Raw genomic sequence first — 14,971 nt, 5'->3', positions numbered from 1 at the left:
AAGGTTATATTTTTTCAATTGATTGAATATAATCTTGAAAATGTACCGCAGGAAGAAAGTTAAAATTGACACGGTATGAAAGTACAGTAAAAACCAAAATTAATGTGCTAAGAAACGCTTGCATCAGGATGCCAAAAAACAACAACAATCCCCAAGCTGGAAAATGATATTCAAAAAGAAATACAAGTGAAATGCCTAAAATGGCTGTCAAAACCAATAACGAAACCGCAATCAACAAACGAACAGAAACCGTATCAATATAAACAGCTACTGCACTTAAACCATGAATCACCAAAGAAGTATAATTCATTTTAGATTTACCTGTGTAGCGTTCGCCTCGCTCCAAACCAACTGATTTGTATAACAAACGTGAGCGGATAACTCCTCCTGGATAATGATTCCAAATGTCAGAAATGTGCGTTACTTTATCTAAAAGTTTTTGTGGAATAACAGAATAATTTCCGAAGTTGATGACTTTTCCTGTCAAAAAAACAAAAATAAATTTATAAACTCTATAAAAAATCTTGAAGAAAAAGCTTTCTTTTCGTTTGGTTCGACGAGCAAAAACTATCTCATTTGCTTTTTCCTTGATTGCTTCCTCCAATAGTATTGGTAAATGATTCGGTTGGTCTTCGCCATCAACATCCATCACAACCACTAAGTCTTGATTGCCATTTTTATTGAGGTACGAAAGTCCGATGGCTATTGATTTCTGGTGTCCTAAATTTTTATTTAAATGAATTATTTCAATCGGGTGGCCTTCCAGTTTTTTATGGTCAAATTCTAAACTCGAACAATCATCAATAACCACAATTCTGTAATCAGAATATTTAGTAGGTGAAAGTACCGTACGAATATCTTCTACGAGTTTGTACAAACAATCCCAGTCATTAAAAAGAGGAGTAACTATTGCGATTTTATGAGACATACCTCCAGTCCCTAAAGGGGAGATTTTTTTATTGTTGTTTTGCAAATTTTTCTATTCTGCAAATTTATGAAAAATTACCTTCAAGTGCTTGAATTTGTTTGTCGTAAGACATTAATGTTGCCCGAATAGTTGATTCGTATTTAAAATCTAGCCATTCGTTTACCTCACTAAACATTTGTTTTCTATTCTTCAAGAAATAAAGGTTTGTTGACGATTGAACATTACTTAATCCACCACGATGTTTTCTATAAACACCCATTGCTTCAGAGAAATAACGAATTTTCCCAGTGGCGGCCAATTGTATTACCAATGCCCAGTCGCCAGCTGCTGCTCGACTGTGCCAGTCGGCAAAATCATTTTCAAGAAAAATATTTCGATAAAGAGTCGCCGCAGTAGCTATAAACCAACGGTCTTCCAGAACATCAACAATGCTTGATGTGGTTTTCTGATTTTTGTCGTTGAAGAAATGTTCGGGCGAACCATCTTCATAAATCACTTGCATATTATGGTGACTTATGGCATAATCAGGATTGGCGTCCATAAAATCTACTTGTTTTTGCAATTTATGTGGGTCTGTCCAATAGTCATCTCCTTCGCAAAGAGCCACATAACTTCCTTTACAGGCTTTCAAAAGCCCCAAAACATTATTTCTACCCCCAAATTCTTTTGGTTCTTTTGGTCCTTGATTTTCTTTATGTAGAAAAGCACGAATGATGTTTGGGTATTTATCCACATACTCTTGAATGATTTGTTGATTATTGTCCGTAGAAGCGTCATCACCGATAACGATTTCAATGTCAAAATTGGTTTGCTGCATCAACGCACCATCTAAGGTTTGTCGAATAAACTTTTCATGATTAAACGTTGGTACACAAACACTAACTTTTGGCGTCATAATGCAATTCAAGAACTGGTGTTTTTAAAATATTGATTTTTACGTTTAATTTCCTTTTAAACGATGAGGTAAAAGAGCAAAAAAACTGTAAACTTTGCTCAACCATTTCGGAAAAATATATTCTCTAATAATTTCTTTTTTTACTTCTTTACTTGGTTTCGCTAATAATAGATACTGAATCGCAACTGGCATTTGTTTAAAATATTTGCCTACAAATTGTTTGCTATCAAGCATCATTCGGTAATAACGTGCAATATTTTTATTAAGCGTTGTATGAAATTTATGGTTTAGTTCTTTGTCTATTCCTCTGTACATTCCAATCCGATTTTGCAGAAAGTCAGCATCTTTGTAACCATCCGTGAAACTCATACCACTATTACGGTTTTTGCGGTAAACCGACATGACTTCGTTTATATATTTAAACTTCGTTCCTCCCTTTCCAAGTAAAATATAACGAGGAATATCTCCACTTTTTGATTCATGAAACCATTGTGGATAATGATTTATAATGCCATTGCGAAACAAAATAGCTGACGTGGCAATAAACCAAACTTCATCTTCTCCAATAAAATCTTCGACAGTAACTATTTCTTTTTGGTCTGAAGCATTTACAAACTGATTCGGGTGTGAATCATCATCAAAAATAATTTCGGCATTATGAAAACATGCAACAAAATCTTGATTATTATCCAAGAAATCGGCCATTTTTTGAAGTTTCTGGTCGGAAGTCCAATAGTCATCGCCATCCATTGGGGCAATATATTTGCCTTTCGCAATTGCTAATGCTGCTAATGTATTATTCTTCCCAAAACCGCCAAGATTTTTTTCGTGAAGAATTGGAACAATTACATCAGGATATTTTGTGTAATATTCTCTAATTATATCTGCCGTTGAATCTGGAGAAGCATCATCTCCAACAAGCACTTCAAACTTAAAGTTTACTTTTTGCGAAAGAATAGAATCGAGTGTTTTACGAATAAACTTTTCGTGATTATAAGTTAACACCACAACACTGACTTTAATATCCGAATTCCCAACAACATCATTTTTGTGGGAAGCTAACTGTTCTATTTTCAAGGAATTTTTAATTACAATGAATTAACATTAAACTCTCTTTTGCGAATTTTCACAAAACTGTTGACAAAATTAACCCAAAAAGCCCTTTCAATAATATATTATTCTTAAATATTACGTTATTAGACTTTTTTTTCCTTTTAAAATATCTCATACCAAGAAATCGTCTTATTTTTACATCGAAAAATACAAACAAACTATAAAACCATTATGCCTGTTACCGCTGAAACTTACCCTTGGCTCAAACATTATCCCCAAGGAATTCCCTACGAAATTAATCCTGAAGCTTACCCTTCTATTCTAGAATTGATGGATGAAGGCTTCACAAAATTTAGTCATAAGTCTGCGTATGCTTGCATGGGTAAAGAAATGACTTATGGTCAATTAGATACACTTTCTCGAAATTTTGCAGCTTATTTGCAAAGTATTGGCATGGAAAAGGGCGACCGAATCGCTATACAAATGCCAAATGTGCTACAATATCCTGTGGCGATGTTTGGTGCTTTACGAGCAGGATTAACGGTTGTGAATACGAATCCGCTTTACACACCTCGTGAAATGGAACATCAATTTAAAGATTCGGGAGCAAAAGCGATTGTAATCGTTGCCAATTTTGCTTCAAGTCTTGAAAAGATTATTGCGAACACAAATATTAAGCATGTTTTTGTTACACAATTGGGAGATATGCTTGGTTTTCCGAAAAAACAGATTGTTAATTTTGTTGTGAAAAGTGTTAAGAAAATGGTTCCTCCATTCAACTTACCAACAGCTCAATTATTTACAGATGCTGTGCAAAAAGGAGCGAATTTGAAATGGACAAAACCAAGTATGAAAAACACAGACTTGGCTTTTATTCAATATACTGGTGGAACTACAGGCGTTTCGAAAGGAGCAATGCTAACACACCGAAATATCGTGGCAAATCTCGAAGCAAATAATGTTTGGCAAGGTGTTTTGACTAATAAAATTACCGATGATAAAATTGTAATAGTAGCTGCTTTACCTCTTTATCATATTTATGCCTTGACGGTAAACGCTTTAACTGCTTTAAAAACAGGAACAATGAATCTACTTATTACGAATCCTCGTGATTTGGAAGCTTTCATTAAAGATTTAAAGAAATACCCTCCGCACGTTTTCACAGGTGTGAATACATTATATAATGGCTTGCTTAATCATCCAAAAATTGGTGAAGTAGATTTTAGTAATTTAGTTATTACATCGGCTGGCGGAATGGCTTTGCAAGGTGTAGTAGCTAATCGTTGGAAGGAATTGACAGGAAACTTACCTGCCGAGGGATACGGTTTGTCAGAAACTTCACCAGTACTAACCTCTAATCCATTGATTGGTGAAAATAGAGTAGGAACAATTGGTGTGCCTTGGCCAAGTACTGAGATAAAAATCTTAAAAGATGATGAAACTTGGGCAGAAATTGGCGAACCTGGCGAAATTGTAGCTTTTGGTCCACAAGTAATGGCTGGATATTATAATCGCCCTGATGAAACCGCAAAAGTGACTTTTGAAGATAATACAAAAAAATCTTGGTTCAGAACTGGTGATGTGGGTGTAATGAGTGCCGATGGCTACTTTAAGATTGTCGATAGAAAAAAAGACATGATTCTAGTTTCTGGTTTTAATGTGTATCCAAATGAAATTGAAGATGTAGTTGCAACTTGCCCTGGTGTTTTGGAGGTTGCTTGTATAGGCGTAGCCGATGCAAAATCAACTGAAGCTGTGAAAATTTTTGTCGTTAAAAAAGACCAAAATATAACTTCAGAGCAAATTTTGTCTTATTGTCGAGAAAACCTAACAGGTTATAAATGTCCTAAACACATCGAGTTTCGTACAGAATTACCAAAAACCAACGTTGGGAAAATTTTGCGTAGAACCTTGAAAGAAGAAGAAAAGGCAAAGAAGTAAGTTTTGGGGGAAATTGAAAATGAGAGACCTATGCAATCATAGTGTCTAAAAAAAGGCACTTTAATTGCAGAAAAATCCTTAGTAAGCTGTTTTTAGGTATAAATTATACATGAAAAACAATTTCATCGTTTAAAAAGTACCAAATAATATTTTTTTCTCTTTTATATTTTGATTTCAAAATTTTATCACTAATTTTCAGAAACATTTGAAAATCAACCTAATATAATCTATTCTTTACTCAAAAAATTGGCAAAGTATTTGTTTTGTTTACAAAAAAAACAGAACTTTGCACCCCAAAACATATTTACATCAATGACAAACACTAAAAGTCTCTTATTTGATGAGGAAGCATTTATGCGTAAAGCCTCATATAGAGTGTCTCAGAAAAAGGGGATAGTGAATGGAGAGGAAGATGCTTTTGAAAAGTTAAATCTTAATAAACGAGTAATAGAGCATCTTGAAACAAAATTTTTGAACTTTTTAACAGGTAAATCTTTACCGTTTTAAATACTATTTTCTTTAAAGGAAAAGACGGCTTCTATGGGGTCGTCTTTTTATTTGAGAATTTTTTAAATTCATATGGCTGGAAAATTCACTTTCTTATCGGAAAAAGGGGAAAAAGGAACTAAAAGATTAGAAGAAGTAAATCTTTTAGTTGAATCGTTTTATGGTCTATCTAAAACTCCAGACTTCCATGACAAATTCGGTGTAGATGAAATTAATCTCATCCAAGATGCCTCGCTAAAAATATGTGACACATATTATAAGAACTTAAAAGAGAATAAATCTTTTATGGAATCAAAAGATGGTGAAGAAGATACGAGAGTAAACAGGTATAAAATAGCTTCTGGTATAGAAATAGCTATCTGCGAAGTACAGCCATTTGCTACGAGTAGTCATGTTAATAATGTCCGAATAGTAAACTCATACTTTGCTGTTTTTGCGGCAATAGGTATCCTTATGGCATGGGAAGACGGAAATGATTACTTAATGGACTACACCTTCCCTAACTTGAATCCTTCTGAACAAAAAGAAATTCATAGATTACTAATTGAGCATATAGATTGGCTATGTTTAGTAAAAAGTAATGCTCATTTATATTACTTTTCAAATGCTCAAACTTGGTGGGCATTAAGAATGTTATTGAGAGAACTCAACGAAATACGAATATAAAATTTATGTCAACACTTTTAGATATTCTTAAAAATAGTAAGTTAAAACTTCCTTTAGTATATTCAAATGGTGGGGTGGACATAATAGAGCTATTAAAAGAAACTTTTGACGAACTTTCTAAAGAAATGTCGAAAGAAGAAAACTATTCAATTATAGAAAAAGGCTATTATGACCAAATTAATACCTATTCCGTAAAAATAATAGCGACAATTTCCAGATGGTTTGAGGGGAATATTAGCGAAGCCAAAAAGACATTTGATGATACACTAAAAGAAAGTCTCTTAAAACTACCACAAAAAGAACTACCCACAAAGCAATGTTTTTATAGAGTTCGTACTTCTAATGAACATAAAATATTAAGTCGAAAAGACTTGTTTCATATTCCTTTTGAACTTAGAAATAAAATTTCTACTCAACGTTTTAGTATTCCTGGTTTTCCTTGTCTTTATCTGGGAAATTCAGTCTATATATGCTGGGAGGAATTAAATAGACCTAATTTTCATGATATTCAAGTTGCTAAATTTGAAAATAACTCCAAAATAAACCTTTACAATCTATCTTACGAGCAATATAATCTCCAAAAATTAGTAATTCAAAATTTAAACGATGAAGAAGTAATCAAATTACTTCTCGCATACCCCATAATTGCAGCGTGTTCTATTCAAGTTCCTCAGAAACGACAGTTTGACCCCTTCAAACCAGAATATCTAATACCACAAATTGTTTTGCAAACATTGATGGAACAAAAAGATACTGGAACTATTGGTATTGTTTACTCTTCAACAAAGATATATAAAGACAATAGTAAGAATGAGGGTGCTTTCGAGAATTTTGTTTTGCCAGTCACATCAAAAGTCCGACCAGACGGATATTGTTCAGATTTGACCAAACTATTTAATATGACATCAGTTGTTGTAGGTTGGCCTGTTGATTTTGTGAGTTCTTATAATACTACAACTAATGAATGTAGTTTTGCCGTACAGGGGTTGGACTTAGATGGTGTTATTGTAGATTATGCATCAACTCAGTTTGCATTATTAGAGAAAGCTTTAGGGGAGAAAAAACCAATACCTATTTTACGAGATTTTAACGGAGACTCAATATAATAAAGATTAAATCTAAAAACCCCGCAAAATCAAAAACTTTTGAGGGGTTTTTCGTTTCTATGTAGCAATAGTTTAACTTTGCAGACTTAATTTTTGAATACTAAAGAAGATATGACCGAAACTCCGCAAAAATATACCGTTACGGCCGCTTTGATTTATGCCAATGGCCCCATTCATATTGGGCATTTGGCTGGCTGTTATATTCCTGCTGATATTTACGTACGTTATCTCCGCTCAAAAGGGGCAGATGTGGCGTTTATCAGCGGCACTGACGAACATGGCGTTCCGATAACCGTAAAAGCTCGCAAAGAAGGCAAAACACCTCAACAAGTGGTTGATTTTTATTACGAACAAATCAAACAGTCTTTTGCTGATTTCGGCATTTCGTTCGATATTTATTCTCGTACGTCTAATCAAACACATCACAAAAACTCGCAAGAGATTTTTACTACTTTGTTCGATAAAGGCTATTTCGATGAAGAAACTAGCGAACAATATTTCGATGAAGTAGCTCAACAATTTTTGGCAGATAGATACATTGTGGGTGAATGTCCTGTTTGTGCAAATCCAAATGCTTATGGCGACCAATGTGAAAAATGTGGTTCGACACTTTCTCCAACTGAATTGAAAAACCCTCGTTCGACGCTTTCTGGCTCAAAACCTGTCATGAAAAGTACCAAAAACTGGTATTTGCCACTCGACCGTATGCAGCCCGAAATAGAGAAATATGTGAACAGCCACAAAGAATGGAAGCCAAATGTTTTTGGTCAATGCCAATCTTGGTTAAAAGATGGACTAAGACCACGTGCCATGACTCGTGATTTGGACTGGGGAATCAGCGTGCCCTTGCCCGACACCGAAGGTAAGGTTTTATATGTTTGGTTCGATGCCCCGATTGGCTACATTACATTTACACAAGAATGGGCTGCCCTAAATGGCAAAAACTGGGAAGATTATTGGAAAAACGATAAAACGAAGCTTGTTCATTTCATCGGTAAAGATAATATCGTTTTTCACTGTATTATTTTCCCTGCGATGTTGATGGCCGAAGGAAGTTATATTTTAGCTGATAATGTGCCTGCCAATGAGTTTATGAATTTGGAAGGGGATAAAATTTCAACATCGAGAAATTGGGCTGTTTGGTTGCACGAGTATTTAGAAGAATTTCCGAATAAACAAGATGTTTTGCGTTATGCTCTTTCGGCAAATATGCCAGAATCAAAAGACAATGATTTTACTTGGAAAGATTTCCAAACCAAAAACAATAGTGAATTAGTTGCCATTTATGGAAACTTCGTGAACCGTGCCGTTGTGCTTACGCATAAGTTTTATGGAGGAAAAGTTCCTGCTCAGGGCGAATTGACAGAATACGATAAAGAAACAATTGCTACATTATCAGATTTTCCAAAGAAAATCGGTGATTCTATCGAAAATTATCGTTTCCGTGAAGGATTAGCCAATATGATGGATTTAGCACGTTTAGGCAATAAATATTTGGCAGAGACCGAGCCATGGAAAGTCATTAAAGAAAATCCTGCTCGTGTAGAAACGATTATGAATATTGCGTTGCAGATTGCCGCCAACTTGGCAATTTTATCAGAACCATTTTTACCTTTCACTTCCGAGAAATTAAGAAATCAATTAGGATTGAATGAAACAACTTGGGCAGAAACTGGTGGTGCGGATTTATTGCCAGTTGGTACATTAATCGGTGAATCAAGTCTATTATTTGAAAAAATAGAAGATGATGCCATTGAAAAACAAGTAAAAAAATTACAAGAATCAAAACGCATGAATGAGTTAGAAAATATAAAAGTTCCTGCATTGAAGGAAACTATCCAATACGATGATTTTGCCAAATTAGATATTCGTATTGGTACAATCTTAGAAGCAGAAAAGTTACCAAAAAGTGATAAACTATTAAAATTCTTGGTTGATGATGGTTTTGAAAAACGCACTATTTTGAGCGGAATTGCGAAACATTTTACTCCAGAAGAAATGATTGGTAAACAGGTAACTTTCTTGGCAAATCTTGCTCCTAGAAAAATGATGGGAATAGAATCGAACGGAATGATATTGATGGCTGAAAACCGTGACGGAAGTTTGGCACTTCTTCAACCACATAAAGAAGTTTGGAATGGTGGGCCTGTTAGCTAATTTTTATTTGTAATATGGAAGAATGTTTAACATTCTTCCATATTACAAATTCATTTATACGCCTGCTTTCACAAAAGGCAATTTCGTAACTACGCCTTTTAGCAATTTCTCTCTTACTTTGATATATACTTCTGTACCGACTTTGGCAAATGCCGTTGGCACGTGTCCCATTGCAATTCCTTTCTGTAATGTTGGCGATTGTGTTCCTGATGTTACTTCTCCTAATTTATTTCCATTCGCATCACAGATTTCGTAATGGCTGCGAGGAATAGCTCGGTCAATCATTTCAATACCTACTAATTTACGAGTTAATCCTGCTTCTTTCTGAGCTTTTAGGTTTTCTGAATTGATAAAGTTTTTAGTAAACTTAGTCACCCAACCTAAACCAGCTTCTAGTGGTGAATCTATCTCATTGAGTTCATGTCCATAAAGACAATAGCCCATTTCCAAACGTAAAGTGTCTCTTGCTCCTAAACCAATCGGCTTGATGTCAAACTCTGCTCCTGCTTCAAAAATAGCATTCCACATTTTTTCAGCATCTTTATTCCACACATAAATTTCAAAACCACCAGCACCTGTATAGCCCGTTGCAGAGATAATTACGTCGTCAATTCCAGCCAAAGAGCCAGCCTTAAAAGTATAATAATCCATTGACGATAAATCTATATCTGTTAGTTTTTGGAGCGTTGGTAAAGCCTTTGGCCCTTGCACAGCAAACAAACAAAGCCTATCTGAAAGGTTTTCAAGTTCTACACCAAAAGTATTATTCTGTTGTACCCAATTCCAATCTTTATCAATATTTGAGGCGTTTACTACTAAGTAATATTCGTTTTCGTTCCAACGGTAAACCAATAAATCATCAACAACTCCGCCTTCATTATTTGGGAAATAAGCATATTGCACTTTTCCATCAAAAAGGGCAGAAATATCATTCGATACAATATGCTGCAAAAATTCTGTTGCACGCTCGCCTTTCACAACAAACTCACCCATGTGAGACACATCAAAAACGCCCACGCCATTTCTTACACAATTGTGTTCTTCAATATCAGATGAATAACGAACTGGCATCATAAAGCCACCAAAAGGCACCATTTTTCCGCCTAATTTTTCGTGTAAATCGTTGAGAGGTATTTTCTTATTTTCCGCTTCCATTAAATGTTAATTTTTATTGATGAAAAAAATTTGTGTAAAGGTACTTGTTTACTTTTAGAATTTGATTGATTTAGATGCTTTGACTTAGTTATAATCTTTGAATTTATTCTCCGAAAGCTTCTCTCAAAACTTCTTTGTCATCGAAATGGTGCTTTACCCCTTTGATTTCTTGATAAGTTTCATGGCCTTTTCCAGCAACCAAAATGATGTCTTCGGGTTTTGCCATTTTTACTGCTGCAATGATTGCTTCATGTCGGTCTTCAATTATTTGTGTTTTCTTGAAATAAATAGCAGGAACGCCTTTTTCCATTTGAGATAATATATCTAATGGGTCTTCATTTCTTGGATTATCAGAAGTTAAAATCACATTATCGCTAAATTTACAGGCTATTTCTGCCATGATTGGTCGCTTTGTTGTATCTCGATTTCCGCCACATCCTACAACTGTTATTATTTTTTGGTTTCCTTCTCTCAAATCAACTATTGTTTCCAAAACATTTTTCAATGCATCTGGTGTATGAGCATAATCTACAATTCCAACAATGTTGTTTTTAGAAACAACTTGTTCAAATCGTCCTGCGGGTGGTTGAATATCCGATAGTTGCATCAAAACTTCGTCCGAATTTTCACCTAATAATATCGCTGCACCATAAACTCCCAATAAATTATAAGCATTAAACGAACCGATAAGTTTAAACCAGACTTCCTTATTATCAATTTCCATTTGAAGACCTAATAATCCACAAGCCAAAACTTTTCCTTTAAACGTACCTATATTTTTTAGTGAATACGTTTCTTTTCTTGCTGCTGTATTTTGCAACATTACTTTTCCTACCTTATCATCAGTGTTTACTAATGCAAAAGCTGATGCGGGTAATTGGTCGAAGAAGCCCTTTTTGGCTTTGATATAATTATCAACCGTTCCATGAAAATCGAGGTGGTCATGAGTCAGATTAGTAAAAATTCCTCCTACAAATTGTAAACCTGTAATACGTTCCTGTACAACAGCATGCGAACTTACTTCCATGAAACAATACGTTACTCCTTTTTTTACCATTTCTGCTAATAGCTCATTTACTTTCACCGAATCAGGTGTTGTATGTGTTGATGGGATAATTTCGTCATCAATTTGATTCTGAACTGTTGAAAGTAAACCACAACGGTAACCTAGTTTTCGGAAAAGTCTAAAAAGTAACGTTGCTATTGACGTTTTTCCGTTCGTACCTGTTACACCTACTAGCTTTAGTTTTTTGGATGGATGTTCATAAAAGTTGGCAGCAACCAAACCCATTGCTTTTGCCGAATTTTCAACTTTTAAATACGCAACTTCGTCATTTAATTGTTGGGGAAGATATTCGCATAAAATTGCCTTTGCCCCTTTTTCGATGGCTGTTTCAATAAAATTATGTCCATCAACTTGTGTTCCACCAATGGCCACAAAAAGACTTCCCTCTTGCACTTGGCGAGAATCAAAAACTATATTCGTGATTTTTATATCTGTTTTCCCTGAAACTGCCAAGAGGGAAACTTTGTATAGTAATTCGCTTAATATCATCTTTTTATTATTTTACAGTAAGCTTCTTGTTGTTTTAAAATCAAAATTACCAGTTTTTACTCTACTACAAATTCATAATTTCCACCTACAACTTCAAAAATAGCTTTATCTTTTTCGATTTTCACGAATGTGATGCCTTCAACTTTTGCTGGTTTATTTTTTATTGTGAATGGTTTTCCACTTTCTTTTATATTATTGATTGTTTTCCCTTTTGCTGGTAATTGTATTTGTGCTGAACTATTAGTTGGGATGTTTACTTTCAGGATAAATTTTGTTCCTTGTAAATCCCATCTAGTCGAAATTTTTCCATAATTTGAGTCATAACTTCCTTCCGCCCAAGTCAAATTTCCTGCTGGCATTGGTGCTACAATAAAATGTTTAAAACCTGCACTTTGCGGGTCAATCTTGATTCCTGCCAAATATGCGTAGAACCATTCGCCTATTGAACCATAAGCAAAATGATTTCTTGAATTCATCCCTTCTGGTTTTTCGGTGTCAGAATTCCATAATTCCCACATCGTTGTTGCTCCTTTTTCAACCATGTAACCCAAACTTGGATATGTTTTTTGAACCGCAACTTTATATGCTAATTCGTGTTCACCTGCTTCACTTAGACTTGGTAAAAGCATTTCCGTAGAAATAAAACCTGTTGAAAGATGATTATCTTTTGAACGAACATTTTCGGCAATATTTTGGGCAACTGCCAAACGGTCGGTGTCCTTAGTAATTCCTAAACTCAACGGAATCAAGTTTGCTCCCTGTGTTTTTCCTTGATAGTTTTTGCTTTGAGCATCAAAATATATTTCGTTATATTTATCTCCTACTTTTTTTGCTACATCGGTATATTTTTGTGCATCGGCTGTTTTACCAATAACCTTCGCCATTTCTCCTAAAAGTTTATTAGAAAAAAATTGGTAACTGCCGCCTATTGGTTTTGTTGGTGACGTTTCAACTGGTACCCAGTCGCCATATCCGTACCAAGCTTTATCTCCTTCACCTGTTTGAAAATGATAAATTCCATTTTTTTGGGTGTTTGGATGATTATTCAAATATTCAACCCAACGTTTCATCGATTCATAGTTTTCTTCGATAATTCGTTTGTCGCCATAAAATTGATACATTCTATATGGCACGATTACTACTGCATCGCCCCAAGCTGGTTTCGATGGCCCACCAACAACCATTTTAGGATTTACATCATATACATATCCTGATGAATGTTGTGAGTCAACAATGTCTCGTTCCCATTTAGCAAAGAACCCATTCATATTCATTATATAGCTTGCCGTTGGGGCAAAAATTTGAGCATCTCCCATCCATCCTAAACGTTCATCTCGTTGTGGACAATCGGTTGGAACACTATGCATATTGCTCCTTTGTCCCCAAGTAATATTCTTGTATATTTTATTAAGTATGTCTTCTGAGCAAGCAAAGTTTCCTGTAAATGGTACGCTCGAATAAATCACTTTAGCAACCAATGTATTTTCATCTGGTTTTTTAGGTAAGCCTTCAACTTCAACATAACGAAAGCCATGATAGGTAAATTTAGGTTCCCATTCTTCGACACCATACCCTTTTAATATATACTTATCTGTCGGTCGAATACTTCGTAAATTTGCTTGGTCAACCAATCCTTTTTCGGTTAGAAGCTCTGCAAACTTCATTTCGATTTCTTTTCCTGCTTTTCCTTCAACTTTTAGATGAGTGAATCCAACAAGATTTTGTCCAAAATCAAAAACAAAATGACCTTTACGTGGCTCTGTAATTTTGATTGCTTTGATTTCTTGTTGAACCTGTATTTGTGGCACTAATGAAGATTTTAAATTTATGTTTTTTGTGCTGAATATTTCTGATTCTTCATTTTTATTATTCACTTGGTCCTTTTCGTTAGTCGAGAATAGGGTTGTTTTATTCTCAACGTCATCCATGATGGCTGCATTTTGCCAATCTTTTCCATATTCAAGTCGAGCATCATACACCTCGCCATTGTATATTGAATTTGAAACAATTGGAGAAAGTCGGGTTTTCCAACTTCCGTCCGAAATAACAGTTTGACGAGAACCATCATAAAACTCTAATTCCATTTGAAACAATAATCGACACGGCCCATCGCTATAGGCAAATTTTCCTCCACCCCAACCCATTCCGCCACTCCACCAAGCGTTTCCTAAAGTTGCTGTAATAAAATTCACACCAATGGATAAATCATCTGCGGCAATTTCATAAGTCTGATAATGAATTGTTTTTAAGTAATTTGTCCAACCTGGAGTAAGAATATCTTGTCCTACTTTTTTACCATTAAAAATTAGATGATATGCTCCTAAACCTGTTACATAAATTCTGGCACGTACCGCTCTTTTGGCTAAATTAAATTCTTTCTGTAACTCGACCGATTTTGGCGGTTTTCCTTCCGTTCCGTTTTTTCCAATCCAATGTGCCGACCAATCTGTTTTTTGAAGCAAACCCATTTCCCACCAAGAAATGTCACTATAAACCGTTGGTTTATTTTTTTCATTCCAAATTTTTACTTTCCAAAAATATCTTTTACGAGACTCTAGTGGCTTTCCATTATAATTAACCCAAAGCGATTGGTCAGACTTTACAACCCCTGAATTCCATAAATTTCCGTTATCTTTTTTGATATTCGCTTCACTATCAGCGACCAAAATTTGATACGCCGTTTGTTTTGTCCCACGAGTGACTGATTTTATTTGCCATGAAAGTCGAGGATTTATAACATCCAAACCCAATGGTTTTTCTTCGTATTCGCAGCGAAGTTTTTCAATTGTTTGTGCATTTGTGTTGATAAATAATAATAGAGCTAAAACTGAAAAGAGTATTTTTTTCATGGAGTTTTATTTTGTTACAAATTCAAATCTTTCGTTTTTATGATTTTTCGGCAATTTCCTAAAATATTCTCTATTATTTATCCTGATTAATAAGTATTTGTTAGAGAAAATGCTCTCTTTCCCTTTTATCCTGCAAATCTTCTGTTTCATCAAACAAAA

The 14,971-nt window shown here is 34.8% G+C and carries 11 protein-coding genes; 5 read left to right on the top strand and 6 right to left on the bottom strand.

Annotated features, from left to right (window positions below):
* Positions 1-4 precede the first annotated feature (4 nt).
* From MJQ71_RS15125 to MJQ71_RS15115, 3 genes are all read right to left on the bottom strand, one after another.
* The gene (locus MJQ71_RS15125; protein WP_238807468.1) at positions 5-928 is read right to left on the bottom strand and encodes a glycosyltransferase; all 924 of its coding nucleotides are present in this window, start codon (positions 926-928) and stop codon (positions 5-7) included.
* A gap of 64 nt (positions 929-992) precedes the next feature.
* Positions 993-1,823, bottom strand: coding sequence for a glycosyltransferase (locus MJQ71_RS15120; protein ID WP_238807467.1), 831 nt, complete (start codon positions 1,821-1,823; stop codon positions 993-995).
* Between the two features lie 45 nt (positions 1,824-1,868).
* Positions 1,869-2,900: a glycosyltransferase family 2 protein gene (locus tag MJQ71_RS15115; RefSeq protein WP_238807466.1), complete on the bottom strand. Its 1,032-nt coding sequence runs from the start codon at positions 2,898-2,900 to the stop codon at positions 1,869-1,871.
* Positions 2,901-3,107: 207 nt separating this feature from the next.
* Between MJQ71_RS15115 and MJQ71_RS15110 the strand changes: the two genes are divergently transcribed.
* The 5 genes from MJQ71_RS15110 to metG all read left to right on the top strand — a co-directional run bounded on the left by MJQ71_RS15110 (position 3,108) and on the right by metG (position 9,253).
* Positions 3,108-4,817 (top strand): AMP-binding protein, encoded by a 1,710-nt coding sequence (locus tag MJQ71_RS15110; RefSeq protein WP_238807465.1) that lies wholly within the window; start codon positions 3,108-3,110, stop codon positions 4,815-4,817.
* 312 nt (positions 4,818-5,129) lie between these two features.
* A complete protein-coding gene (locus MJQ71_RS15105; RefSeq protein ID WP_238807464.1) occupies positions 5,130-5,324 on the top strand; it encodes a hypothetical protein in 195 nt (64 codons plus the stop codon).
* A 72-nt stretch (positions 5,325-5,396) separates the two neighbouring features.
* Positions 5,397-5,990: a hypothetical protein gene (locus MJQ71_RS15100; RefSeq protein ID WP_238807463.1), complete on the top strand. Its 594-nt coding sequence runs from the start codon at positions 5,397-5,399 to the stop codon at positions 5,988-5,990.
* A 5-nt stretch (positions 5,991-5,995) separates the two neighbouring features.
* Positions 5,996-7,096 (top strand): hypothetical protein, encoded by a 1,101-nt coding sequence (locus MJQ71_RS15095; protein ID WP_238807462.1) that lies wholly within the window; start codon positions 5,996-5,998, stop codon positions 7,094-7,096.
* 111 nt (positions 7,097-7,207) lie between these two features.
* Entirely contained in the window at positions 7,208-9,253 is a 2,046-nt protein-coding gene (gene metG, locus MJQ71_RS15090; RefSeq protein WP_238807859.1) for a methionine--tRNA ligase, read from the top strand.
* Between the two features lie 54 nt (positions 9,254-9,307).
* Here metG and gcvT read toward each other — a convergent pair whose 3' ends face one another.
* From gcvT to MJQ71_RS15075, 3 genes are all read right to left on the bottom strand, one after another.
* On the bottom strand, positions 9,308-10,408 hold the full coding sequence (gene gcvT / locus MJQ71_RS15085) for a glycine cleavage system aminomethyltransferase GcvT (RefSeq protein ID WP_238807461.1): 1,101 nt from the start codon (positions 10,406-10,408) through the stop codon (positions 9,308-9,310).
* Between the two features lie 103 nt (positions 10,409-10,511).
* Positions 10,512-11,963, bottom strand: a complete 1,452-nt coding sequence (locus MJQ71_RS15080; RefSeq protein WP_238807460.1) for a UDP-N-acetylmuramoyl-L-alanyl-D-glutamate--2,6-diaminopimelate ligase — start codon at positions 11,961-11,963, stop codon at positions 10,512-10,514.
* A 56-nt stretch (positions 11,964-12,019) separates the two neighbouring features.
* On the bottom strand, positions 12,020-14,812 hold the full coding sequence (locus MJQ71_RS15075; RefSeq protein ID WP_238807459.1) for an alpha-L-rhamnosidase: 2,793 nt from the start codon (positions 14,810-14,812) through the stop codon (positions 12,020-12,022).
* Positions 14,813-14,971 lie beyond the last annotated feature (159 nt).

This window comes from Emticicia aquatica (assembly GCF_923079645.1).
In the GTDB taxonomy this organism is placed as follows: domain Bacteria; phylum Bacteroidota; class Bacteroidia; order Cytophagales; family Spirosomataceae; genus Emticicia; species Emticicia aquatica.
This window is presented reverse-complemented; position numbering and strand designations above follow the sequence as displayed.